General features: G+C 65.8%; 25 protein-coding genes. 9 read left to right on the forward strand and 16 right to left on the reverse strand.

From position 1 onward, the window contains the following. Positions 1 to 5 precede the first annotated feature (5 nt). The 8 genes from ACFQ24_RS18140 to ACFQ24_RS18175 form a co-directional block, all read right to left on the reverse strand. On the reverse strand, positions 6 to 431 hold the full coding sequence (locus tag ACFQ24_RS18140; RefSeq protein WP_380913807.1) for a hypothetical protein: 426 nt from the start codon (positions 429 to 431) through the stop codon (positions 6 to 8). Continuing rightward, positions 428 to 1,756: a FliI/YscN family ATPase gene (locus tag ACFQ24_RS18145; protein WP_380913809.1), complete on the reverse strand. Its 1,329-nt coding sequence runs from the start codon at positions 1,754 to 1,756 to the stop codon at positions 428 to 430. Before ACFQ24_RS18145 ends, ACFQ24_RS18140 begins: the two co-directional genes overlap by 4 nt. After that, positions 1,753 to 2,394 carry a FliH/SctL family protein gene (locus ACFQ24_RS18150; RefSeq protein WP_380913811.1) on the reverse strand — a complete coding sequence of 214 codons (642 nt, stop codon included), beginning with the start codon at positions 2,392 to 2,394 and terminating at the stop codon, positions 1,753 to 1,755. The genes ACFQ24_RS18145 and ACFQ24_RS18150 overlap by 4 nt, the downstream gene beginning before the upstream one ends. Continuing rightward, positions 2,381 to 3,397, reverse strand: a complete 1,017-nt coding sequence (gene fliG / locus ACFQ24_RS18155; protein WP_380913813.1) for a flagellar motor switch protein FliG — start codon at positions 3,395 to 3,397, stop codon at positions 2,381 to 2,383. The genes ACFQ24_RS18150 and fliG overlap by 14 nt, the downstream gene beginning before the upstream one ends. Further along, complete coding sequence (gene fliF / locus ACFQ24_RS18160) at positions 3,390 to 5,159, reverse strand: flagellar basal-body MS-ring/collar protein FliF (protein WP_380913814.1); 1,770 nt, start codon at positions 5,157 to 5,159, stop codon at positions 3,390 to 3,392. The genes fliG and fliF overlap by 8 nt, the downstream gene beginning before the upstream one ends. A gap of 3 nt (positions 5,160 to 5,162) precedes the next feature. Next, on the reverse strand, positions 5,163 to 5,522 hold the full coding sequence (gene fliE, locus ACFQ24_RS18165; protein ID WP_380914361.1) for a flagellar hook-basal body complex protein FliE: 360 nt from the start codon (positions 5,520 to 5,522) through the stop codon (positions 5,163 to 5,165). A 20-nt stretch (positions 5,523 to 5,542) separates the two neighbouring features. Beyond that, on the reverse strand, positions 5,543 to 6,820 hold the full coding sequence (locus tag ACFQ24_RS18170; protein ID WP_380913817.1) for a sigma-54 interaction domain-containing protein: 1,278 nt from the start codon (positions 6,818 to 6,820) through the stop codon (positions 5,543 to 5,545). A gap of 67 nt (positions 6,821 to 6,887) precedes the next feature. Continuing rightward, positions 6,888 to 7,214, reverse strand: a complete 327-nt coding sequence (locus ACFQ24_RS18175; RefSeq protein ID WP_380914405.1) for a hypothetical protein — start codon at positions 7,212 to 7,214, stop codon at positions 6,888 to 6,890. Between ACFQ24_RS18175 and ACFQ24_RS18180 the strand changes: the two genes are divergently transcribed. The 3 genes from ACFQ24_RS18180 to mdoH all read left to right on the forward strand — a co-directional run bounded on the left by ACFQ24_RS18180 (position 7,159) and on the right by mdoH (position 11,643). After that, complete coding sequence (locus ACFQ24_RS18180) at positions 7,159 to 7,983, forward strand: flagellin N-terminal helical domain-containing protein (protein WP_380913819.1); 825 nt, start codon at positions 7,159 to 7,161, stop codon at positions 7,981 to 7,983. The genes ACFQ24_RS18175 and ACFQ24_RS18180 overlap by 56 nt on opposite strands. 232 nt (positions 7,984 to 8,215) lie before the next feature. Continuing rightward, complete coding sequence (locus ACFQ24_RS18185) at positions 8,216 to 9,703, forward strand: glucan biosynthesis protein (protein ID WP_380913821.1); 1,488 nt, start codon at positions 8,216 to 8,218, stop codon at positions 9,701 to 9,703. 59 nt (positions 9,704 to 9,762) lie between these two features. Further along, complete coding sequence (gene mdoH / locus ACFQ24_RS18190; protein WP_380913823.1) at positions 9,763 to 11,643, forward strand: glucans biosynthesis glucosyltransferase MdoH; 1,881 nt, start codon at positions 9,763 to 9,765, stop codon at positions 11,641 to 11,643. 21 nt (positions 11,644 to 11,664) lie between these two features. Here the strand turns inward: mdoH and ACFQ24_RS18195 are convergent, their stop codons facing one another. From ACFQ24_RS18195 to ACFQ24_RS18230, 8 genes are all read right to left on the reverse strand, one after another. Next, positions 11,665 to 12,396 carry a sigma-70 family RNA polymerase sigma factor gene (locus ACFQ24_RS18195; protein WP_380913826.1) on the reverse strand — a complete coding sequence of 244 codons (732 nt, stop codon included), beginning with the start codon at positions 12,394 to 12,396 and terminating at the stop codon, positions 11,665 to 11,667. A gap of 14 nt (positions 12,397 to 12,410) precedes the next feature. Continuing rightward, positions 12,411 to 14,531 (reverse strand): flagellar biosynthesis protein FlhA, encoded by a 2,121-nt coding sequence (gene flhA, locus ACFQ24_RS18200; RefSeq protein ID WP_380913828.1) that lies wholly within the window; start codon positions 14,529 to 14,531, stop codon positions 12,411 to 12,413. 9 nt (positions 14,532 to 14,540) lie between these two features. After that, entirely contained in the window at positions 14,541 to 15,356 is an 816-nt protein-coding gene (locus ACFQ24_RS18205; protein ID WP_380913830.1) for a lytic transglycosylase domain-containing protein, read from the reverse strand. A gap of 145 nt (positions 15,357 to 15,501) precedes the next feature. Next, positions 15,502 to 15,810, reverse strand: a complete 309-nt coding sequence (locus ACFQ24_RS18210; RefSeq protein WP_380913832.1) for a hypothetical protein — start codon at positions 15,808 to 15,810, stop codon at positions 15,502 to 15,504. A gap of 11 nt (positions 15,811 to 15,821) precedes the next feature. Continuing rightward, complete coding sequence (gene flgM, locus ACFQ24_RS18215) at positions 15,822 to 16,094, reverse strand: flagellar biosynthesis anti-sigma factor FlgM (RefSeq protein WP_380913834.1); 273 nt, start codon at positions 16,092 to 16,094, stop codon at positions 15,822 to 15,824. Positions 16,095 to 16,139: 45 nt separating this feature from the next. Continuing rightward, on the reverse strand, positions 16,140 to 16,676 hold the full coding sequence (locus tag ACFQ24_RS18220) for a flagella basal body P-ring formation protein FlgA (RefSeq protein WP_380914363.1): 537 nt from the start codon (positions 16,674 to 16,676) through the stop codon (positions 16,140 to 16,142). Positions 16,677 to 16,777: 101 nt separating this feature from the next. After that, positions 16,778 to 17,275: a flagellar motor protein MotB gene (locus ACFQ24_RS18225; protein WP_380913836.1), complete on the reverse strand. Its 498-nt coding sequence runs from the start codon at positions 17,273 to 17,275 to the stop codon at positions 16,778 to 16,780. Then, positions 17,272 to 17,940 carry a motility protein A gene (locus ACFQ24_RS18230; protein ID WP_380913838.1) on the reverse strand — a complete coding sequence of 223 codons (669 nt, stop codon included), beginning with the start codon at positions 17,938 to 17,940 and terminating at the stop codon, positions 17,272 to 17,274. The genes ACFQ24_RS18225 and ACFQ24_RS18230 overlap by 4 nt, the downstream gene beginning before the upstream one ends. 241 nt (positions 17,941 to 18,181) lie before the next feature. Between ACFQ24_RS18230 and flgB the strand changes: the two genes are divergently transcribed. The 6 genes from flgB (at position 18,182) to flgG (ending at position 22,132) form a co-directional block, all read left to right on the forward strand. After that, positions 18,182 to 18,550 (forward strand): flagellar basal body rod protein FlgB, encoded by a 369-nt coding sequence (gene flgB / locus ACFQ24_RS18235; RefSeq protein ID WP_380914365.1) that lies wholly within the window; start codon positions 18,182 to 18,184, stop codon positions 18,548 to 18,550. A 17-nt stretch (positions 18,551 to 18,567) separates the two neighbouring features. Beyond that, positions 18,568 to 18,960: a flagellar basal body rod protein FlgC gene (flgC, locus tag ACFQ24_RS18240; RefSeq protein ID WP_380914367.1), complete on the forward strand. Its 393-nt coding sequence runs from the start codon at positions 18,568 to 18,570 to the stop codon at positions 18,958 to 18,960. Further along, the gene (locus ACFQ24_RS18245; protein ID WP_380913839.1) at positions 18,957 to 19,613 is read left to right on the forward strand and encodes a flagellar hook assembly protein FlgD; all 657 of its coding nucleotides are present in this window, start codon (positions 18,957 to 18,959) and stop codon (positions 19,611 to 19,613) included. The genes flgC and ACFQ24_RS18245 overlap by 4 nt, the downstream gene beginning before the upstream one ends. 39 nt (positions 19,614 to 19,652) lie before the next feature. Next, positions 19,653 to 20,492 carry a flagellar hook-basal body complex protein gene (locus ACFQ24_RS18250; RefSeq protein ID WP_380913841.1) on the forward strand — a complete coding sequence of 280 codons (840 nt, stop codon included), beginning with the start codon at positions 19,653 to 19,655 and terminating at the stop codon, positions 20,490 to 20,492. A 23-nt stretch (positions 20,493 to 20,515) separates the two neighbouring features. Beyond that, a complete protein-coding gene (locus ACFQ24_RS18255) occupies positions 20,516 to 21,259 on the forward strand; it encodes a flagellar basal body rod protein FlgF (RefSeq protein ID WP_380913843.1) in 744 nt (247 codons plus the stop codon). An 84-nt stretch (positions 21,260 to 21,343) separates the two neighbouring features. Then, positions 21,344 to 22,132 (forward strand): flagellar basal-body rod protein FlgG, encoded by a 789-nt coding sequence (gene flgG / locus ACFQ24_RS18260; RefSeq protein ID WP_066770620.1) that lies wholly within the window; start codon positions 21,344 to 21,346, stop codon positions 22,130 to 22,132. Positions 22,133 to 22,134: the final 2 nt, after the last annotated feature.

Here is a 22,134-nt window from a genome sequence, read left to right on the forward strand (position 1 = left end):
ATCTCTTATGCCCCCTCAGTCCGTTGCATGCGGCGATAACGCGGCAGCGCGGCCAGCTTGTTCTCGCGCCATTCCTCCAGGTCCGCGCGGGCGCGGTCCTTGAGGCGTGTGGCGATTTCCTTCTCACGGTTCGCCGCGAGCGTCAGGCCTTCCTTGGTCTCGACCTTCTTCTTCGCGTCATAAAGCGCGCCGTCCAGTTGACGTCCGGCCTGCTCCAGCCGGGTCGCCAGCTCCTGCATCGCGGCGAACGAAGCGCCGATCGCAAGTCCCTGCGATCCAAACAGGTCGTTACGGACGCGGGCAAGCCGTTCGATATTATGCGCGATGCCCGCTGCCTCGTCGCGCGCGCGCGCGGTTTCCGCGACGGCCATGGCATGCTGCACATGGCGAACGCGCAGCACGCGCTGCCGGCGGCCGACCAGCCCCTTCATGCGCCGAAGCCCGCGACGAGCGCATCAGCGCTGGTTGTCAAATCGACGCGGCTCTTCTGATCCTGCCGGATGAAGTCCAGTATGTCCTGACGGCGGCGTACTGCTTCGTCGATGACCGGATCGTTGCCTGGGCGATAGGCGCCCATCAGGATGAGGTCGCGATTTTCCTCATAGGCGGCCCAGAGGCGACGATAGCCCGCCGCCGCCTGCCGATGTTCGTCGTCGACGACATCGGCCATGACGCGCGACAGGGATTTGCCGATGTCGATCGCGGGAAAGATCGCCTGTTCCGAAAGATGGCGCGACAGGACGAAATGCCCGTCCACGATGGCGCGGGCGGCATCGACGATCGGATCGTCGGTGTCGTCGCCATCGGCCAGGACGGTATAGAGCGCCGTGATCGATCCGCCGGTGCGGGCGTCCACCCCTGCCCGCTCCACCAGGCGCGGGATCAGCGCGAGCGCGGAGGGCGGATAGCCCTTCATCGCGGGCGGTTCGCCAAGCGCCAGCCCGATCTCGCGCTGGGCGTGGGCGCAGCGGGTCAGGCTGTCGATCAGCAACAGCACCTTCTTGCCCCGCGCCCGGAAATATTCGGCGATGGCGGTGGCGCGGGCGGCGGCGCGCAGGCGCAGCACCGGCGGATGATCCGCGGGCACGGCGACGACGACGCTCTTGCCCATCGTGTGCTTGAGCTTGGTTTCGAGGAAGTCGCTGACTTCGCGGCCGCGCTCCCCAATCAGGCCGACGACGACGACATCGGCTTCGGCCCCGGCGATCATCTGGCCCATCAGGACGGACTTGCCCACGCCCGATCCGGCAATGATGGCGATGCGTTGTCCGCGTCCGGCGGTCAGCAGCGCGTTGACGGCGCGCACGCCAAGATCGAAGGGTTCGGTGACGCGTCCCCGGTCGAGGACGTTACCTCTCACCCCGTTGAGCGGCCACACGCCGCCGGCGATGATCGGCCCCTTGCGGTCCAGCGGCTGGCCCATGGCGTCGATGACGCGGCCGATCAGGCCGTCGCCGACCTGCACCATGTTTGCTTGGCTGTCCGGTTCGACGCGGATGCCGTTTTCCAGCGGCGCGTCGGCATCCAGCGGCACCAGCAGCGTACGGTCACCGCGAAAACCCACCACTTCGGCCCGGCAGACGGAGCCGTCGCTCGCCAGCACGCGCGCGCCCGAACCGATCGGCCGGCGAAAGCCGCTGACTTCCAGCATGCCGGCATCATGGCTGACTAGGCGGCCGACATGGCGCGGCGCGCGGTTCTGCACCTGCAAATGATCGAACAGGCTTTCCGCCTGCGCCAGCGCCGCGCGGATCATGCCTTTCCTTCCATATCATCCATCAAGGCGCGTAAGCGGGAGAGCCGCACGTCCGGGCCGTCCTCGACCCAGCCATCGGCGGTCTCAAGCCGCACGCACCCGCGTTGCATCGTCTTGTCGGCGACCAGCGGCACCCCGATTGCCTCGTCTTTCAGCAGGTCGGCGTCTTCGGGATGGACGTGCAGGGCGCTGCGGTCCTGGTTGCTCTCGATGAAGGCCGCGACCGTGTCGCAGCGCTGCACCAGCCGTTCCATGTCGATCTCGACCTCGCCGACAATCTGTTCGACCAGGCGCACGACCGTGGCGGACAACATGGTGGACAACATGCCGCTGGGCGCGGGAGACAGCATCTCCAGCGCTTCGGCCAGCCGGGCCTGCGCCTCGACATCGGCGGCATGGCCTTCGGCGGTTATGCGGCATCCTTCCTCGAAACCCATGGTGAAGGCTTCCATCCGCGCTTCTTCCATGACGTCGACCGGCTCTGCCGACACCAGCTCGCCGCGCAACGCGGCGGTCTGCTGCCCGGCTGGTGCGGTGTAGAGGCTGCGGAAACCGCCCTCTGCCGGACGGAACCCGGCGACCGCGACCGGCGCCGCGTCATGACTGATCTCTGCACCCCAAACCCTAGACAAAGTCATTGCCCTTTCCGCCGAGCATGATGGTGCCTGCGTCGGCCATGCGGCGCGCGGTGGCGATGATCAGCTTCTGCGCGTCGATCACTTCGGCAAGGCGGATGGGTCCGCGTTCCTCGATCTCGTCGGCGATGGCCTGCGCGGCGCGGGCGGACATGCAACCGAAGATCTTGGCCTTGAGCATGTCATTCGCGCCCTTCAGCGCCACGACCAGCACGCTGCTGTCAATCGTGCGCATCAGCGTGCCCAGATTCTTGTCGTCCATGTCGATGAGGTTGTCGAAGACGAACATCTCCTCCTCGATCGTCTGGGCGATCATCTTGTCGCGCTTGGCGACGGCCTTCATGATCCGCTGCTCATTGTCCTTGCGGACATTGTTCATGATCGCCGCCGCTTCGACGGTGCCGCCGCGCTGCGACGCCGCGCCCTGCTTGTTGACCGGGCCGCGCAGCAGCAGATTCTCCAGATCCTCCAGCGCCTCGTTCGACACTGGGCCGAGCGTGGCGATGCGATAGACGATCTCTTCCTGATATTCGGACGGCAGCAATTGCAGCACGTCGGCGGCGACCGGCGCTTCCAGATGGGCGAGCACGATCGCCATGATCTGCGGATGCTCGGCCTCAATGAGGACGGCGATCTCCTTGGCGTCCATCCACTTCAGCATTTCCAGCTGGGTGGAACGGGTCGGCGGGGTGATGCGCGCCAGGATCGTCTCGGCGCGTTCCTCGCCCAGCGCCTTGGTCATCGCGCCGCGAATATGCCGGGTCGCGCCATAGCCGATGGTGGTGCGCTTCTTCGCCTTGTTGACGAAATGGTCGAGCGCCTCGTTCACTTCCTCGGGCTCGACATCCTGCACGTCATACATGGCGTAACCGAGCTGGCGCACTTCATCGGGCTCCAGGCGGGACAGGATCTGCGCGGCTTCGTCCTCGTCGAACAGCATCAGGAGGACGGCGGCGGCGGCGCTGCCCTTGAGCGCCTCGGGACGACCGGGGACGATCTCAGGCATTTTCCTTTTCCTTCTTGGCTTCCTTCAGAAGGTCGCGGACGACGAGCGCCGCGCGGTCGGGATCCTGCTTCACGAAATTGCGGATCAGGTCGGCGCGCTGCGCATAGTCGTAGGTGGAGGAAATCATGTCGAGCGTGACCTTCGCCTCGCCCCCGCCGGGGGCGGCGACGGCGGCCTGGCGCGACAGTTCGCCCGAAATCTCGCGGCCGATGCGCTGGCCGGTTTCGGCGCTCTGCTCGCTGGCGGCGGCCTGCGCGGCGGCCCGGCGCTTCAGCAGCGGCCGGCCGATGCCGAAGATGACCAGCAGCGCGACCAGCAGTGCGGAGAAGTTGCGGGCCAGCGGCGCGATCCAGTCCGCTTCATACCACGGAGCCGCGACCACCGCTTCCTTGACGAAGCTGCGCGAGGACAGCGCGACCACGTCGCCACGCGCCTGGTCGAAGCCGACCGCGCCCTTCACCAGCGCTTCGAGCGCCGCGATCTCCTGCGCCGAACGGGGCTTGCCGTCCGCGCCATTGTCGAGCGCGACCGCAACCGACAGGCGCTTGACCGTGCCGATCGCATCCTTGGTCACGGACACTTCGCGACCCAGTTCGAAGCTGCGGTTGAAGGTTTCTTCGGTCTTCATCAGCGGATTGGGCGGCGTGCCGGGCTGGCCCGCCTGCGCACCCTGGGCCGTCTGCCCCTGCGCCACGGCCTGACCGTTCGGATTGGTCTGGGTCACGGTGGGATTGACCGGCGCCTGATTGCTCAGCGCACCGGGGATGCCTGACGCTTCGCCAGCGCCCTGGCCGCGCGGGTCGGACGCCCATGTGCCCTGTTCGGTGCGCAGCCGCGCTTCGTCCTGCGGATAGGTTTCCCGCGTCGCCTGACGCTCGGCGAAATTCAGTTCCGCATGAACCTCGGTCGAAAAATTGCCCTGCCCCAGGATCGGGGTCAGCAGCGCGATCACCGACTGGCGATAGCGGTCTTCCATCTTCGACTGGACGGCGAGCTGGCGATCGTCGGCGGCATTGCCGTCATTGTTGCTGAGCAGGCGGCCATTCTGGTCCACCAGCGATATGTCGTCCGGGCTGAGTTCAGGGATCGAGGAAGCAACGAGATGGACGATGGCGCTCACCTGCTGGTCGGTCAGCGTGCGGCCGTTGGCAAGGCGCAGCATGACGGACGCAGAAGGCTTCGCCCGATCGCGCAGGAAGACGCTGGGCGGTTCGACCGCAAGGTGCACCTTGGCGCTTTCGACGCTGTCGATTGCCTCGATCGTGCGGGCAAGGTCCATTTCGCGGGCGGACCGCAGCTTTTCGCCCTCCACCGCGCGGCTTGCGCCCATGGGCAAGCTGTCGATCATGCTGTTGCCGTCGGGTGCGCTCTTGGGCAGGCCCTGGGCGGCGAGCATCATCTTCGCCTTGAAATAGTCGCCTTCGCCGACGGTCATCGCGCCGCCATTGTCGAAGTCGTACTTGATGCCGTTCTGGTCCAGCACCTGCGCCACCGCGGACTTGTCGGCATCGGGCAGGCCGCGGAACAGGTCGCGCTGCGGCGGCTCCCGCAGCGCCAGCCAGGCCGCGCCGGCCACGGCGACCGTGCCCAGCAGGCCGATCAGCGGCAGGCTCTTGGCGACCGCCGGCTGCCTCATGAAGCCGGTGAAGCGCGCCTTGATGGCGTCCATGCCCATGGGGCCGGTCCCGAAGGATGCGGCCGGGGCGGCGGGAAGAGCAGGCGCAGCAGCGCCGACCGAGGTGGAGAGTGCGTTCTCGCTCATCGTTTATACCGGCATGCTCATGATGTCCTTGTAGGCGGACAGGAGTTTGTTGCGGACCTGGAGGGTCGCTTCGAAGCTGACCGACGCCTGCTGCTTGGCCAGCATCACGGCGGCAATGTCGGTTGTTTCGCCCCGTTCGAACGCGGCGGCGGCTTCGCCCGCCTGGTTCTGAAGGCCGTTCACCTGCTGCAGCGCGTTGCTGAGCGCTTCGGTGAAGGCACCGGGCTTGGCGTCCTGTGCGCCGCCGACCGGAGCGTTGCCGCCGACGGTGCCGGTCGAAGACACGTCGCGAAGCGCGGCGTTCTTCTGCAGGATGGCGTTGCGGATCGCCATCACGCTGTCGGTCGGGGATAGGCCGTTGATCGCCATGGTTCAGCGCTCCTTCAAGCCGCGGCCAGCTCGCGCATCTCGGCGAGCCGGTAGCGCAGCGTGCGTTCGGAAATGCCCAGCTTGCGGGCGGCGGCGGCGCGGTGTCCGTCCGTCTCGCGAAGGGCGGTGCGGATCGCCTCCAGCTTGGAATGGCGGGCGACGTCCCTCAACCGGATCGGCTCGGCAGGCGCGAAGGAAGCCGGTGTGACGATCGGCTGAGCGACCGCGGGCGTAATCTGCGGTGCCGACCCCATATGCAGGTCGTCCGCTTCGATCCGGTCGCCGTCACGCAGCACCAGCGCACGCTGCAGGATGTTGCCCAACTCGCGCGCGTTACCTGGCCAGCTATGGGCGGCCAGCTTCTCGATGGCATCGGCAGTCGGCCAGACCAGCCCTGCCTTGCCTAGGTCCGACAGGCGCAGCAGCATGGCGGCGGTGATGGCGCTCACGTCGCCGCGACGCTGGTTGAGCGGCCGCAGTTCGAGCGGCATGACGTTGAGGCGCCAGTAGAGGTCTTCGCGGAAGCGGCCTGCAGCGACTTCCTCGGCAAGGTTGCGGTTGCAGGCCGCGATGACGCGGACATTGACCGGTACGGGATGGGTCGCGCCGACGGGCAGCACTTCGCCTTCCTGCAGTGCGCGCAGCAGCTTGGCCTGGAGCGCCAGCGGCAGTTCGGCGATTTCGTCGAGGAACAGCGTACCGCCGTCGGCGGCAAGGAAAAGGCCGTCGGACGCATTGGCCGCGCCGGTGAAGCTGCCCTTCTTATGGCCGAAGAGCATGGCTTCCATCATGGTTTCGGGAAGCGCGGCGCAATTGACCGCGATGAAGTCGTGAGCGGCGCGACCGGACTGGGCATGGAGGAAGCGAGCCATCCCCTCCTTGCCGGTGCCGGTATCGCCCTGGATCAGGACGGTGGCATCGCTGCGTGCGACCCGCCCGGCCAGCGTCATGAGGCGCGCGCTGCCAGCGTCGCCAACAGCGGGAACGAAGGCGGGGCGCGCCAGTTCGGCGATCAGGGCGAAGGCAAAGCCCATATCCTCCATGCCGAAGGCGACCCGCGCAGGCAGGCCATTCGCCGCGGCGACGAGTGAAGGGGCGCCATCGATCAGGTTGATGAGGATGTCGCGATGCGTGGCATGACCGATTTCGGTCGCCAGCAGCACGCGGCGGCTCTCTTTGTCGCGCGGGCTGGCGGCGTCGACGATCCGCACGGCGTAAAGCGCATTTTCGAGCCAGTGCTGCAGCCCAGGAACGAGCGCGCAGACGCCACGGCTCACGTCAAGCGATGACATGAACAGGAACCCCAAATTCGACTGGCTTGTACCCCCGTACGCCCCAGGCACCTTCGATGGTTAATGTTTACGCCTGCGTGGTTATCAGATGGTTAATGCCGTCCGGCAGCTTGCCGGTCGGCGGCAATTTTTTTCCGGCAAAAACGGCAATTTCTTCGACCTTGATATGACGCGCGCGCGTTGTGCGCACGTAAGGGCCGGAAAAGACCGTCGATTCGGCCCGCCGATCAAAAAAATCGCGCGACGTGTTAAAGGCTCCCGACCGCCTGCCGTTATCCCCTTTCGAGGCCGCAAGCGCTTTGATGGCAGCGACCTGATAGACACGGAAAGGGAACATCATGACTGTTATCGGAACCAACTCGCCGGCCCTGCGCGCATCCAACTCGTCGGCCATGGCCAACAAGGCTCTGCAGACCGCGATGGAGCGCCTGTCAACCGGCAAGCGCATCAACAGCGCGAAGGACGACGCCGCCGGCCTCGCCATCGCCTCCAGCATGACCGCCTCGATCCGCGGCATGACCCAGGGCATCCGCAACGCCAACGACGGCATCTCGATGGCGCAGACGGCGGAAGGCGCGCTGGGCGAAGTCAGCAACATGCTGCAGCGTATGCGTGAACTTCAGGTCCAGGCTGCCAACGGCACCTACTCGACGACCGACACCGCCAACATCCGTTCGGAACAGCTGGAACTCAAGAACCAGATCAACGACATCGTCACCAAGACCTCGTTCAACGGCAAGCTTCTGTTCGACGCCACCGCCGCAACCGGCTTCTCGATCCAGACCGGCGCCAGCGCCACCGACACCGTCACGCTGAAGTCGGTCGACCTGACCGCGGCTGCCGGCGGCGTGGGCGTCATCAACGCCGAAACCTTTGCCGACGCCGCGAACGTCGCGACGCTGGCGGAATATGACACTGCTCTCTCGCAGATTTCGAACGCCCGCGCCGCCCTTGGTGCAACGCAGAACCGCCTGGAATCGGCCGTCAACAACATGACCGCGAACGTCACCAACCTGACCGACGCCCGCAGCCGCATCGAAGACGCCGACTTCTCGGCCGAAACGACCGCGCTCGCCAAGCAGCAGATCCTCAGCCAGGCTTCGACCGCGATGCTGGCGCAGGCCAACCAGAGCCAGCAGGGCGTGCTGAAGCTGATCGGCTAATACCTGACTAGAAATTGGTCGGCTGAGGTCATGGTCACCTGACAGCCGCCCAAGTGGTCCCCGGCGCATCAACAGTCCCCACCGCGCCGGGGGCGACACCTTCGATCGAACGACCAGAAATCCCGAAGCCTCCGTCCCCCCGGGCGGAGGCTTCATCGCGTCGGCCGGTCTCCGGTGCGGATCGTGGATACAAGGCTTGGCTTGGTCGTTCTGGCGTTCCATGATCGATCCCATGACAAAGCTAGACCGGCGCGCGATGATCGCCGCCACCGGTGCCGCCATGTTCCTGCCCTTCCCCGCCGCCGCGCAGGACGGATCGCGTTCGTTTTCATGGCAGACTGTCGTGGACCAGGCCCGGGCGCTGGCCCGCGCGCCCTATCGCGACACCCCCCTCTATCCCGCCGCGGCGAAGGTCGATTATGACGCGCTGCATGCCGCGCGCTTCCGCGACGACCGCACGCTATGGGGCGATCTTCCCGGAGACACCGGCATCCGTTTCTTTCCGCTGTCGGCCAATGCGGCCCAGCCGGTTCAGATCGCGATCGTGAACAAAGGGCGTGCCACGCCGTTGCGCTACGATCCGACCATGTTCGACGCGCCTGCCGGCAATGCCGTCGCCGCGCTCGGGCCGGATGCCGGCTTTGCCGGGTTCCGCATCATGAACGCCGCGCGCGACGGCGACTGGCTCTCCTTCCTCGGTGCCAGCTATTTCCGCGCGCCCGGCCCGACCAAGCAGTTCGGCCTGTCCGCCCGCGCCGTTGCAGTGAACACCAGCATGCCGGGGCGGGAGGAATTTCCGCGCTTCACCCATTTCTGGCTGGAACGGACCGGCGCGAGCAGCGTGACGGTCTACGCCCTGCTCGACGGCGCATCCATCACCGGGGCTTATCGCTTCATCAACAGCCTGGGCCGGGCAGGCGTGAGGCAGGAGGTGACCGCCGCCCTCTTCCCTCGCCGTGCGATCGAGGAACTCGGCCTGATGCCGATGACCAGCATGTTCTGGTACGACCAGTCGAGCCGGGCCAAAGGAACGGACTGGCGACCGGAAATCCATGATTCCGACCTCCTGTCCATCGCCAGCGCGGACGGCACGGCCCAGGCCCGACCGATCGTCAATCCTTCCACCCCGCATTTCAGCGCCTTTCGGGAAACCAGTCCCAAGGGGTTCGGGCTCCTGCAGCGCGACCGGGACTTCGATCATTATCAGGATGACGGCGTCTTCTACGACCGGCGCCCATCCCTGTGGGCAACGCCGACCCGTCCGCTTGGCGCGGGCCAAGTCCGCCTCTACGCCTTTCCGACCGATAGCGAATATACGGACAATGTTGCGGCCTTCTGGACCCCAGATGCCCCCACCAGAGCCGGTTCGAGGATCGACATCGCCTATCGGCTCGACTGGACGGCCGACCGCACGCCGGCGGGCAACGGCATGGCCATATTGCAGGATGTCTGGCGTGGGCGCGGCGACGATGCCGGGTCCGAGCGCCTCATACTCGACTTTTCGGGATTACGCGCAGGGACGAAGCCTGACATCTGGACCGATATCGCGCGTGGCACCTTGCTGAAAAGAGCCGGCTATCCGCTTGTGAACAAGGCCGGCATCTATCGCGTCATCCTCGACCTGAGGCGCGCGGGCACCGCCCCGGCCGATATTCGCGTGCAATTGCGGTCCGGCAATCGCGCGTTCAGCGAATATGTGCATTATCCTCTGGGTGCGTAACGGAACCGACCGGCTTAACATAGGTTCCCACGCCTGGGTTAACAGCGGACGAGTGGATCATGGCAAATCGAGGCACGCCGGTGGCAGGCGCCCCGGCAGAGGACCGGCCGTTGGCGCGCGCTTTTGAAAGCGTGCCGGCAGAAAGTCCGCTGGCCATGCCGGAACAGGATTTCGCATCCCGGCCCGTGTCGTCCGACCGCCGCCCCCTCAACATAGACATCTGGGCGCGCCGCCTGCTGGTCGTGGCGCTCGCCCTGCTACCGGCGGCGGTCGCCGCGCACGAGATGCGCCGGTCTATTGGGCTTGACGGGATCAGTCCCATGGAGGGCATCTATCTCGTCCTCTTTATCGCGCTCTTCGCCTGGATTGCGTTCGGCTTTTCGACAGCGACCATCGGCTTCCTGCTGCTGACGGTGGGCAAGGGCCGGGGCGTCACCCCTCGCCCATTGCATGCATCGGAACGGCTTCAGGGCAGGACGGCAATCCTCCTCCCGGTATGCAACGAGGATTTCCTGGGCGTATTGGGACGGCTGTCGATCATGGAGCGGTCGCTGGCGCAGGTACTGGGCGGCGAACGGTTCGAATTCTTCATCCTGTCGGATTCGAACGCGGACAATGGCGAGGCGGAGCGGCGCGCCTATCTCGAAATGCGCGACTCCTTCTCCCGCCCCGTCCATTATCGTCGCCGGGCGCTCAACATCGGCCGCAAGCCGGGCAATATCGCCGAATGGGTGCAGCGGTTCGGCGGCGCCTACGACTATATGGTGGTGCTGGACGCCGACAGCGTGATGAGCGGCCAGACCATGGCGCGCCTCGCCGCAGACATGGAACGTCACCCACATGTCGGCCTCATCCAGACGGTGCCGACCGTCATGGGCGCGGCGACGCTGTTCGCTCGCTGGCAGCAGTTCGCGAGCCGCCTGTTCGGGCCGATCTCGGCTGCCGGCATGATCTGGTGGGCGGGGTCCGAAGGCATGTTCTGGGGCCATAATGCCATCGTGCGAGTGCGGGCCTTCGCGGAAAGCTGCGGCCTGCCCGAACTGCCTGGCCGCGCACCGTTCGGCGGCCATATCATGAGCCACGACATGCTGGAGGCGGCGCTGCTCCGCCGGCGCGGCTGGGACGTCCACATGGTGACGGCGGACGACAGTTTCGAGGAATTCCCGCCCTCCATGCCCGATGTCTTCACGCGCGACCGGCGCTGGTGCCAGGGCAATATCCAGCATGTGCCGCTGCTTTTCCGCGTAGCCGGGCTGCATCCGGTCAGCCGGTTCCAGCTTTTCGTCGGCGCCAGCGCCTATTGCACGTCGCCCATGTGGCTGGCGCTGATCCTGGTGGTGCTGGGCGGGGCGGCGAGCGGCCTGTGGCCGCCGGCCGCCGTGCTTCCTTCGGGCGCCCTGCTGGCGGTGACGGCGGTGCTGCTGTTCGGCCCCAAGATACTGGCCATCCTGTGGGCGATGGCAGACCCCGCGCGGCGCATCGGCTTTGGCGGCGCCACGACCATGATCCGCGGCGTGATAGCTGATATCATCCTGTCCATCCTGATGGCTCCGGTCGCCATGCTGACGCAGACGATCAATCTGTTCGGTATCCTGATGGGCCGGAAGAGCAGCTGGAACGGGCAGACCCGCGATCGGGACGGAATGGCGATCTTCAGCGCGATCTGGCTGTTCAAATGGCACCTGTTGCTCGGCGCAGGACTCACGGCGCTCGCGATCCGCGCCGGCGCGCTTGGCTGGACCCTTCCCGTGGTGGCCGGTCTGTTCGCCGCTCCCTTGCTGGCGGCGATCACGGCGCGCAAGGATCTGGGGCGCAAGGCCGAACAGGGCGGGCTGTTCAGGGTGGCGGATCCCTGGTGGCGGACGCAAAGCTATCGCCCCCTGCGCTTCCGCTGGCCGACCGGTGCCGAGCGGCCGGTGATCGCTGCGAACGACGAGTGAAACGGCCCCGCGCCGGCTGCGTTAATCGTTCCAGTCGCGCAGCTTTTCGCGCAGCTTGTCCAGCGCCGATTTCTTGATCTGGCACACGCGCGCCGCGCCTATGTCCAGCGTCTGGCCGATTTCCTCCAGATTGAGTTCCTCGACGAAATAGAGCTGGAGCACCATCGCCTCGCGCTGCGGCAGTTCGCCGATGCAGGCGGCCAACGCCTTTTTGAGCGATTCCCGCTCCATCACCGCGTCCGCGCGGTCCTCAACATCGGCGAACCACATGGACTGGTCCGAATAGACCTCGTCCATGCTGGTGTGCTGCACCATCTCGACGCTGTCGGCCACTTCGCGATAGGCGGCAGGATCCAACCCCATGTCGGCGGACATTTCCGCTTCGGTCGGCAGGCGGCCGAGCTTCTGTTCCAGCCGGTTGCGCACGCCCGCCAGTTCCTTGCGCTTGGCCATGGCGGACCGGCATAACGTCGCCTGCCGCCGCAGATGATCGATCATCGCGCCGCGAACCCGCAACTGCGCGTAGGCCGCAAAACCCAGGCCCCGGTCCTCGAAACTGTTCGCCGCCTCGACAAGGGCGACCATGCCGATCTGAAGCAGGTCTTCCACTTCGATGGCGGTCGAAACCCGGCCATGGACGTGCCAGGCGATCTTGCGCACCAGCGGCATATATTGGCGGGCGAGCCGTTCGGGGCTGTTTTCCCCAGGCTTGCCATAGGTGTGGGTGCCGGCCGCGATCTTGTTCATGTACATGGCTCAGTCTTCCCTCAGGCCACCCGTTCCCGTTGCGGCAGCGGATCGTGCCGCGGCGTGGGCCGTGATTCGTTTCCTACGACCGCAACCACTTCCACTCCCTTACCGTCGGGAATTTCGAGGAATGACAGAACCGGCGTTTCGGGCAAATGCGGCTTGAACAGGCGGGCGAGCGCGCGGCGCGCCACCGGCGATGTGACGATGGCGAAGTTGCGAGCCTGACCCATGATCGGGCGGGCCGCCTGGACGACCTGTTCGACGATGCGGTTGGCAAGGCTGGGTTCGATCGGATGCTTGGCGTCGCCCGCCACGCGCATCGCCTGCGCCAGCATGGCTTCCAGCTCGCCGTCCAGCGTGATGACGGGCAGCGGCATCTTCACCGGCACCAAGCCCTGGATGATGAGCGCGCCGATGCGCTGGCGCACCGCCTCCACCAGCTGCTCGTGGCTCATGTCCGGCCGTGCCGCGTCTACCATCGCCTCGCAGATGCGGCGGAAATCCTTGAGCGCAATCCCTTCGGACAGCAGAGCGCGGCAGAGCGCGCTGATCTGCGTCAGGCTCAGAACGCCCGGCGTCAACCCATCGACCAGTTGCGGCGCAGCGTCCTTCAAATTGTCGAGCAGCTTGCGCGCTTCGTCCAGACCGAACATTTCCGACGCGTTCATCGCGATCAGCTGATTGAGATGCGTCGCGACGACCGTGGGCGGATCGACCACCGTGTAGCCCGCAACCACCGCCTCGCTGCGCTTTGCCTGCGAAATCCAGACCGCATCGAGGCCGAAGGTCGGATCCTTGGCGACGCGGCCCTGCACCGTCCCTTCCAGTGCGCCGCTGTCCAGCGCCAGCAGGTCGTCGGGCCAGATCTCGTCTTCACCAACAACGACGCCGGCTATGGTGATGCGATATTGATGTGGCTCCAGCGCCAGATTGTCCTTCACGCGCACCATCGGCACGACGAAGCCCAATTCCTTGGACAACTGGCGACGGATGCCGGTGATGCGGGCCATCAGCGGCGCGCCCTTGCGCTCGTCCACCAGGGAGATAAGGCCATAGCCGATCTCCAGCCCCAGGATCGCGCCGTCCGACACGTCGTCCCATTCGATGACGGCGGGGTTGGGTGCGGGGGGCAGCGGCGCGGGTTCGGCCGCCTTCTTCTGGCTCGCCTTGCGCAGCTGCCAGGCGATGCCGCCCGCAACCGCCGCGGCGGGCAGGATTATCATGTGCGGCATGCCGGGCAACACGCCCAGGAAGCCCAGGATGGCGGCGACGGGAACCCAGGCCTTGCCGGTGCCGAACTGGCCCGCGACCTGCGCCGACAGATCCTGCTCGCTCTTGACGCGGGTGACGATGGAGGCCGCCGCGATCGAAAGCAGCAACGCGGGGATCTGCGCGACCAGCGCGTCGCCGATCGCCAGGATGACATAGGTCTGCGCCGCCTCGCCGATGGGTAGCTTGTGGCTGACGACGCCCAGGATGATGCCGCCGACGATGTTGATCGCCAGGATCAGGATGCCGGCAACGGCGTCGCCCTTCACGAACTTGCTCGCGCCGTCCATCGAACCGTAGAAATCGGCTTCGGTCGCGACTTCCTGCCGGCGGACCTTGGCCTCCTCGGGCGTCAGCAGGCCTGCGTTGAGGTCCGCGTCGATCGCCATCTGCTTGCCCGGCAAGGCGTCCAGGGTGAAGCGCGCCGACACTTCGGACACGCGGCCCGCGCCCTTGGTGATGACGACCAGGTTGATGATCATCAGGATCGCGAAGACGAAGATGCCCACGACATAGTCGCCGCCGATCAGGAAGTGGCCGAACGCCTCGATCACCTGCCCCGCCGCGTCCGATCCTTCATGGCCCTGCACCAGCACGACCCGGGTCGATGCGACGTTGAGCGCCAGCCGCAGCAGGGTAGCGAACAAAAGGACCGTCGGGAAGCTGGAGAAATCGAGCGGCTTGGCCGCGTTCAGCGCCACCATCAGCACCGCAAGGCTGATCATGATGTTGATGATGAAACCGATGTCCAGCATGATCGCGGGGACCGGCACCATCATGAACAGCACGACCATCAGCGTGGCGATAGGCAGCACCGCCCCCTTGGCGGCGCTCATCCAGATCTTCGCTTTGACTTGGGCGGGGGTCATATCGGGCCGTTACCTTCCGAGGGTGGCGAGCATGAGATAGGCGAGGCGTGCGGTCTGCGGTTGCGGCGCGACGGTGACGTCGGGCCGTTCGGCAAGGCGCTGGGTTTCGATCCGCACATAGTCGGCGGGCTGCACCGTCTTCGCGCCCGAAGGCAGCGAGGCGTCGGCATATTGGACGGGGCCGCCGAGCATGTCGGAACCCTTTTGCAGCTTGGCGGCGAAGCGGTCCCGGATTTCGGTGAAGCTGCGCGGCGTGCCTTGCCGGTCGTAGAAGATGGAACGGTTGGCGCGCGCTGCCGCTGGAAAGAGCGACGCGGCGGTGGCGTCGGGCGCGCGATCGTGCGCGGACAGGAATTTGGCCGCGCCTCCCACGCCCAGGAAATGGGCAAGGTAAAGGTCCACCGGCTGCGCCTCGCGGCCGAGACGGCCTTCCAGATAGGCCTTGTTGTCTGCGGCATGTTCGGCCGCCATGACCGACGCAGTTTCGGGATGTTTGCGCAGGTCCAGGATCTGCTGACGGAGTTCGGGATCGGCGACATAATAGCGACCGCCGCTCTGCTGGATGGCATCGGCCGCCCAGCCCAGCCCATATTGCGCGCCATGCTTGTCGACGATGGCAAGCCAGCTCTGGTCGATAAACTGGTAAAGGCCGGTCGCGGAGGATGTCGCCGCGCGGGCAGTGGGATTGAGGCTCGATTCGATCTTCGCCTGCCCTAGGAGATAGCTGAAGTCGACGCCGGTGCGCCGGCTCGCCATGGCGATCGCGTTGGTGACGCGATTGCCCGCCGATCCTGCGGTTGCCGAAATGTCAGCGAAAAGCGACACGAACCCGAATGTCCTCACTTGCTAGCGAGGACATTAGAGCAAGGCTTGTGCCAAGATTTGGTTAACGCGCCTTCATCAAAATGGCGGGTAAAACGAAAAACGACGCCGATCGGCGCCGCTTTAGAGACATGCGATAAAATTTAGCTCAGCGGCCGTAAGTCAGGGGCGCGGTGCTGGATCCGTGCGACGCCAGTAAGGCGAGACGCTGATTCGTGTGGTCGGCGAGCAGGCTGGTGCGGATGCGCGCGCTTTCCAGCAGCGGCAGCATCGCGTTCAGCCGTTCGGTCACGGCGGCGTCGGACCGCCACGCGCCAATGGCGCGAACGGCAGCCGTCGCGCGGCTTACACGCTCACAGGCCGCTTCGATGGTGACCGCATCATTCCCGTCCAGCGCACCGCGAAGCTCCTCGAACGCATCGAAGAGGTCATCCAGCGCGGCCAGACCCAGTGGCATGGGACGCTCGTTCAGGCCGGCAGGTCGAGCGCGATCATGCGCTCGGCGATGGCATCGGGATCGACAGGATAGTTGCCGGACGCGATCGCGGCCTTGATCTGTGCGATGCGGTCCAGGTCGACCGGTGCACCTTCCGCTGCCATGCGGGCGGCGGGGCTGGCCGACGTCGAGGCTGCAGCAGATACGCTGGAGCCGGTGGCAGTGGATGCACGCGTCTTGCCGCTTTCACGCAGGCTGTTCGCGCCGATCGCGCTGCTGATGCCTTGGCCAACGGAGTTGATCATTGGGTTCAATCCTTCACTCGTCCCTACCGCCTATAACGGACAAGTTCAAAAATCATTAAATCCCGGAATGCGCACAACCCCCATTTCCACGACCTGCGCGAAAATCGGCGCGCTTTTCTTGTCTTCGCGCACGCGAATGGTCTCGCCGGCGGCGCCATCCTCATCCGCGACCATCATGCGCGACACGCTGAAAGCCGCATTGCCGGCCATCAACTGCACCGGGTCGCCCTTGCGCACCACGGCTTCACGCGGAGCTGCGGCGGCGGGGCGCGCGAACCGGGATGCGGGCACCGCGGCGGTGCGCGGCACCGGCCCGGCGGTAGCCGCAGCCCCGCCTGCCACCAGCGGCACGCGAATGCGCCAGCCCAGCGCGTCGCACTTCACCATTGCCGCACCGAGCACCGGTCCTTCGACAGTGGGCGTGGAAGGGCAGGCCGCCAGTCGCAGGCGACGATCGACCGGCGCAGCGGGGCCGCCCGGCTCACCGAGGTTCGCGCCCACGGTCATCGCGACCAGGCTGTCGATACGATCGAGATTCTCGAATTTCTGCTGCGCGAGCGCGGGCTGAACACCCGCCAGCATGGCGACGGCAGAAAGAAGGAACGAAGGGCGGAACACGGCCTGTCTCCTGATAAGGCGGACACTCTATGCCGCTTCATCAGCAAAATCCGTGCCATCCGGTATCAACGGGCACCGGAGGGCCTAGTCGCAATGCGGATCGTCTGCCCCCTGCCCGGCCCGTCCTGCGCCTGGTCCAGTCCGCGAATGACCAGGCGGTGCTGCGCCACGCCATTCGCGCGCAAGGCCCGCGCGACAGCGCCCAGCCGCGCCGCCGCCAGATCCCATCCGTCGAAGCGACGGGCGGACGAATCGATGCCGTCGCTGCTCAGTTCGATGCTGCCCTGCGATCCGCTATCGTGTGCGATCTGCGCCAGTCGCGCTCGCCCTCTCGGACTCAGCAGCGCCTCATCCGGCAGGAACAGGTCAGCGGCGCGCAGCTCGATGCCGCGTCGCACTGCCTTTCCCCCGAATTGTGCGCTCACCTGCGCCAGCATGGCATCGCGCTTGCCGCCGCTCGCCTGCAGCAGGACGAAGAAGCCCAGCAGCAGCAGCAGCAGGTCGGCAAAGCTGATTGCCCAGCGATTGCGCCGGGCGGCAGCGGTCGCAGCGGGGCCGGTCATGCGACCTCGCGGATCGTCGCGCGGCGCAGCGGCGCATTTTCGCGTCGCGCGATCAGCAGCATCCGGTCGGCAACCTCCTGCTGCCATGCCAGCTCCCGTTCCGACAGGTCGGCAAGGCGGGCGGCAATGGGCGCGGCGATCATGTTGGCGATGACGACGCCATAAAGGGTGGTGAGCAGCGCCAGCGCCATCGACGGACCCAGTTTGGCGGGGTCGTCCATTGCCGCGAACATGCCGACAAGGCCGATGATCGTACCCGCCATCCCCAGCGCGGGCGCGGCGTCGGCGATCGACAGCCATGATTTGTGGACGGCACCGTGGCGCTGGGCGCGATCGGACAGCGTCTGCGCCGCCCATTGCTCGAACTGTTCGGCGCGCTCGCAATTGGCGAGCTTTCGCGCGGCCTCGGTCAGGAAGGCATTGGCGGTCTTCACCCGGTCGGTGCAGGCAAGGCCGCGCAGCTGCGCCACCTGATCGATCTTCAGCATCGCGGCGCGCGCGCCATCGCGGGCGCGATCGGGGTCGGCGGTCAGCAGGGGCCGCAGCGCCGCGAAGGCACGCGCCATGGACGCCCAGCCATTCTGGAACAGCGCCACGAGCGCGATCCCGCCCAGCATCGCTACGAGAGTTACGGGATCGAACAAATGGCCGAAAATCGCGATCATAATGCCCGTCCCTCGTCATCCGCACCTGCGGCGGCAACAGCCTGCCGCCGGCCGGCAAAAACTTGCCGCCCTTGCCGCCCGCCTACGCACAAGCCCGGTTTCCCGCCGATTTCCGCACCAACCCTGCGTCACCCACGCAAATTGGCACGGCTCTTGCTGATTACAGGCTGGATCACCCGCAGGAGACGCCGTCAGGGTTCAGAACGGCGGGTGAAGGCAAAACTTTAGAGCGAATATGAGCATGTCGGTCGAAGACAATCTGTTCGGGATACACGGGAAAGCGCTGGCGCTGCGGTCGCAGCGCCTGTCCCTGCTCGCGTCCAACATCGCCAACGCCTCCACGCCCGGTTACAAGGCCCGGGACATCGATTTCGAGGCGGCGCTGAAGGAAGCCACCGCCCAGGGCGGCGGGTCCGCGACCAACGTGTCGAAGGCGGTGGACGATGCGATGGGCTATCGCGTCCCGCTCCAGCCCAGCCTGGACGGCAACACGGTCGAACTCAGCACCGAACAGACGCTATTCGCGGAAAATGCGGTCAAATATCGCACCACCCTCTCCTTCCTTGAGGGCCGCATCAACACCATCAACCGCGCGCTGAAGGGAGAATGAGCATGAGCAATCCGCCCATGAACGTCTTCGATATCGCCGGCCGCGCCATGAGCGCGCAGCTGGTCCGCCTGAACGCCACCGCATCGAACATGGCGAACGCCGGCAACGTCACCGGAAGCGCCGGCGAAGCCTATCGCGCGATCAAGCCGGTGTTCGAATCCGTCACCGACACGCCGGGCGTATCGACGGTGAAGGTCAAGAATGTCGTCACCACCAACGCGCAGCCGACCAAGCGCCACGACCCCAATCATCCGCTCGCGGACGCGAACGGCGACGTATGGGAGGCGGCGGTGGACGAGAATGCCGAGCTGGTCGACATGATCGAGACGGCCCGCATGTACCAGAACAACGTCCAGGTGCTGAACACCGCCAAGTCGCTGATGATGGAAACCATAAGGATCGGCAAATGACGACGACCACCGCCACCGATGGCGCGGGCCTTTCGGTCTATAATCCCAAGGCCAATGTCGGCACCGGCAGCGCGACGATGGACCAGTCGAGCTTCCTGACGCTGCTGACGGCGCAGATGCAGTTCCAGGATCCGTTCGAGCCGGTGAAGAACAGCGACATGGTGGCGCAGATGGCGACCATCACCAATTCGTCCGGCATCGCGGAAATGAACGCGTCGATAAAGGCGCTCGCCAGGGAAATGACCGGCACCCGGCTGGGCGACGCCGCCAGCTGGATCGGCAAGTCGATGCTGGTGAAGAGCAACATCGCCGCGCCCGACGCCGCCGGCACCTATGCTGGACAGGTCACCTTGCCCGCTGCGGTCGATGGGGCGTCGATCGATCTGGTCGATGCCGCCGGCAATATCGTCAAGACCATCGACATGGGTCCGCAAAAGGCCGGCGACGTCACCTTTTACTGGGACGGCAAGAATGACGCCGGCGAGACGGTCGCCACCTCCGCCCTCCAGGTCAAGGTCAATGGCGCGACGCCCACCAAGGTCGCGACCTGGGCAACCATCGCTGCGGTCCAATCGCCCGCCGACGGATCCTCCTCAAAGCTCATCACCGCGCTCGGCAGCTACAGCCCGTCCGACGCGATCAGCCTCATGTAACTTCTTCTAACCCATCCTTTTCACCCAAGGAGCAACGCCATGTCCTTCTACATCTCCCTCTCGGGCCTCAAGGCTTCGCAGGTCGATCTTGCGACAATCTCCAACAACGTCTCCAACGTGAGCAGCACCGCCTTCAAGAAGAGCAAGACGATCTTCGGCGACATCTTCGCCGCCGCGCCGATGCAGACCACCAACCAGGTCGCAGGCCAGGGCGTGCGCGTCCAGGGCGTGACCCAGCAGTTCACGCAGGGCACGCTGGAAACCACTGACAAGACGCTGGACCTCGCCATCGCGGGCGAGGGCTATTTCACCGTGAAGGGTGAGGATGGCACGATCAGCTACACCCGCAACGGCGCCTTCGCAGTCGATGACAACCGCTTTGCCGTCGACACGACCGGCGCGCGCATCCAGATTTTCCCCGTCGATCCGCAGACCGGCGTGACGACGATCGATCCCACGACGGCGACGCCCGCCAACCTCGTTGACCTCAACATCCCGACCAACAACCCCAATACACCGACCGCGCAGCTCACCAGCGTCGGCGTGGACAAGAAGGGCCTGGTTTCGGCAGTCTATGCCGATGGCAGCACGCTCTATCTGGGTCAGGTCGCCATGGCGTCCTTCAACAGCCAGGAAGGCCTGCGCCAGGAAGGCGATGCGCACTGGAGCGCCACCGTCGCCAGCGGCAATCCGCTGCTGGGCACCGCCAACCAGGGCATGTACGGCAGCGTCAACAGCGGCATGCTGGAACGCTCGAACGTCGACATCACCGACGAGCTGGTGGCGCTGATCGCCGCCCAGCGCAACTTCCAGGCGAACAGCAAGGCGATCGAGGCGGCCAACACGCTGACCACCACCATCGTCAACCTGCGCACCTGATCGAATAGGAGAAGGGGCAGCCCATGGATCGGCTCGTCAACACGGCGCTTACGGCGATGCGCGGCGCGATGGCGCGGCAGGCGTCGGTCGCGAACAACCTCGCGAACGTCAACACGGTCGGCTTTCGCGCGGAAATCGCCAATGCCGAGACGCGCTGGATCCAGGGCGACACCTTCGACACGCGGGCGCAGGCGTCCGAACAGGTGATCGCCGCCGACATGGCGCAAGGCGCGGTCACCGCCACCGGCAATTCGCTGGACGTGGCCATGGACGGAGACGCCCTGCTCTCCGTCCAGGCCGCGGACGGCAGCGAAGCCTATACCCGCCGGGGCGACCTGCGCGTCACGGACAGCGGCCTCCTCACCACCGGCGAGGGCCTTGCCGTGCTGGGCGAAGGCGGCCCCATCGTCCTGCCGCAGATGGACAGCATCTCGATCGCGCAGGATGGCAGCATCTGGGGCGTGCCGCAGGGCGGCGATCCCGCCAATCCGCAGCAGGTCGACAAGCTGAAGCTCGTCAACGCGGCCGGATCCAGCATCGCCAAGGGCAAGGACGGCCTGTTCCGCGAAGTGAATGGCGGCGCCCTCCCCTCCGATCCGCTGGCGACCGTCACGTCGGGATCACTGGAGGGATCGAACGTCAACGCGACCGCCGCCCTTATTCAGATGATCGAGGCCAGCCGCGCCTACGAAACGCAGGTCAAGATGATCGACACCGCCAAGCAGCTGGACGATGGCGGCGCTTCGCTGATGCGCCTCGACGGCTGACGATAATGGTTAATATTGGCACGCCTCTTGCTTTGATGCGTGCATGAGCAGCCCGACCAGGGGCCGCACCACGGAGAAGTCACGATGAGCAACGCCGCCCTTCATGTCGCCCGCACCGGCCTCGACGCGCAGAACACGAAGATGCGCGTGATCGCCAACAACCTGGCGAACGTCAACACGACCGGCTTCAAGAAGGACCGGGCCGATTTCGAGACGCTGGCCTATCAGCAGATCGTCCAGGCAGGCTCCAACTCCGACAGCGAAAACAAGTTCGCCAACGGTCTGAACCTGGGATCGGGCGTCGCCCTTCAGGGCACCAGCAAGATCAACACGCAGGGCACGCTGAACCAGACCAGCAACGTGCTGGACATGGCGATCGAGGGCTCCGGCTATTTCCAGGTGCAAAAGCCCGACGGCTCCATCGCCTACACCCGCGCCGGCAATTTCAGCGTCACGGCGGAAGGCACGATCGTCACCGCCGACGGCCTGCCGCTGATCCCGCAGATCACGGTGCCGCAAGGCGCGACCTCGGTCTCCATCGGCAATGACGGCACCGTGGCGGCGACGCTGCAGGGCGAAAGCGAACCCAGCCAGCTCGGCCAGATCGAACTGGCGAGCTTCATGAACCCGGCCGGCCTCCAGTCGCTGGGTGGCAACCTGCTCGCGGAAACCGCCGCCAGCGGCACACCGCAGGTGGGCGTGGCGGGGCTGGAAGGCCGCGGCATGATCCGCTCGGGCTATCTCGAAACCTCCAACGTCAACATCGTGGAGGAACTGGTCGACATGATCGAGACGCAGCGCGCCTATGAGGTCAATTCCAAGATGATCAAGGCCACCGACGAAATGCTGCAATACGCCAACCAGAATATCTGAGC

Origin of the sequence: Sphingobium olei (assembly GCF_042678845.1) — a bacterium.
GTDB classification, from domain to species: domain Bacteria; phylum Pseudomonadota; class Alphaproteobacteria; order Sphingomonadales; family Sphingomonadaceae; genus Sphingobium; species Sphingobium olei.

What these genes read in the sequence shown, in the direction of transcription:
- ACFQ24_RS18175 (WP_380914405.1), bottom strand. Translation starts at nt 7,214, where the DNA reads ATGGCCGACGAGTTGGATGCGCGCAGGGCCGGCGAGTTGGTTCCGATA.
- flgC (WP_380914367.1), top strand. Translation starts at nt 18,568, where the DNA reads ATGAACGTCTTCGATATCGCCGGCCGCGCCATGAGCGCGCAGCTGGTC.
- fliG (WP_380913813.1), bottom strand. Translation starts at nt 3,397, where the DNA reads ATGCCTGAGATCGTCCCCGGTCGTCCCGAGGCGCTCAAGGGCAGCGCC.
- flgG (WP_066770620.1), top strand. Translation starts at nt 21,344, where the DNA reads ATGAGCAACGCCGCCCTTCATGTCGCCCGCACCGGCCTCGACGCGCAG.
- ACFQ24_RS18150 (WP_380913811.1), bottom strand. Translation starts at nt 2,394, where the DNA reads ATGACTTTGTCTAGGGTTTGGGGTGCAGAGATCAGTCATGACGCGGCG.
- ACFQ24_RS18255 (WP_380913843.1), top strand. Translation starts at nt 20,516, where the DNA reads ATGGATCGGCTCGTCAACACGGCGCTTACGGCGATGCGCGGCGCGATG.
- ACFQ24_RS18145 (WP_380913809.1), bottom strand. Translation starts at nt 1,756, where the DNA reads ATGATCCGCGCGGCGCTGGCGCAGGCGGAAAGCCTGTTCGATCATTTG.
- fliF (WP_380913814.1), bottom strand. Translation starts at nt 5,159, where the DNA reads ATGAGCGAGAACGCACTCTCCACCTCGGTCGGCGCTGCTGCGCCTGCT.
- mdoH (WP_380913823.1), top strand. Translation starts at nt 9,763, where the DNA reads ATGGCAAATCGAGGCACGCCGGTGGCAGGCGCCCCGGCAGAGGACCGG.
- flgB (WP_380914365.1), top strand. Translation starts at nt 18,182, where the DNA reads ATGTCGGTCGAAGACAATCTGTTCGGGATACACGGGAAAGCGCTGGCG.
- ACFQ24_RS18225 (WP_380913836.1), bottom strand. Translation starts at nt 17,275, where the DNA reads ATGACCGGCCCCGCTGCGACCGCTGCCGCCCGGCGCAATCGCTGGGCA.
- ACFQ24_RS18245 (WP_380913839.1), top strand. Translation starts at nt 18,957, where the DNA reads ATGACGACGACCACCGCCACCGATGGCGCGGGCCTTTCGGTCTATAAT.
- ACFQ24_RS18195 (WP_380913826.1), bottom strand. Translation starts at nt 12,396, where the DNA reads ATGTACATGAACAAGATCGCGGCCGGCACCCACACCTATGGCAAGCCT.
- ACFQ24_RS18170 (WP_380913817.1), bottom strand. Translation starts at nt 6,820, where the DNA reads ATGTCATCGCTTGACGTGAGCCGTGGCGTCTGCGCGCTCGTTCCTGGG.
- ACFQ24_RS18220 (WP_380914363.1), bottom strand. Translation starts at nt 16,676, where the DNA reads ATGCTGGCGGGTGTTCAGCCCGCGCTCGCGCAGCAGAAATTCGAGAAT.
- ACFQ24_RS18230 (WP_380913838.1), bottom strand. Translation starts at nt 17,940, where the DNA reads ATGATCGCGATTTTCGGCCATTTGTTCGATCCCGTAACTCTCGTAGCG.
- ACFQ24_RS18180 (WP_380913819.1), top strand. Translation starts at nt 7,159, where the DNA reads ATGACTGTTATCGGAACCAACTCGCCGGCCCTGCGCGCATCCAACTCG.
- flgM (WP_380913834.1), bottom strand. Translation starts at nt 16,094, where the DNA reads ATGATCAACTCCGTTGGCCAAGGCATCAGCAGCGCGATCGGCGCGAAC.
- ACFQ24_RS18185 (WP_380913821.1), top strand. Translation starts at nt 8,216, where the DNA reads ATGACAAAGCTAGACCGGCGCGCGATGATCGCCGCCACCGGTGCCGCC.
- ACFQ24_RS18250 (WP_380913841.1), top strand. Translation starts at nt 19,653, where the DNA reads ATGTCCTTCTACATCTCCCTCTCGGGCCTCAAGGCTTCGCAGGTCGAT.
- flhA (WP_380913828.1), bottom strand. Translation starts at nt 14,531, where the DNA reads ATGACCCCCGCCCAAGTCAAAGCGAAGATCTGGATGAGCGCCGCCAAG.
- ACFQ24_RS18210 (WP_380913832.1), bottom strand. Translation starts at nt 15,810, where the DNA reads ATGCCACTGGGTCTGGCCGCGCTGGATGACCTCTTCGATGCGTTCGAG.
- ACFQ24_RS18140 (WP_380913807.1), bottom strand. Translation starts at nt 431, where the DNA reads ATGAAGGGGCTGGTCGGCCGCCGGCAGCGCGTGCTGCGCGTTCGCCAT.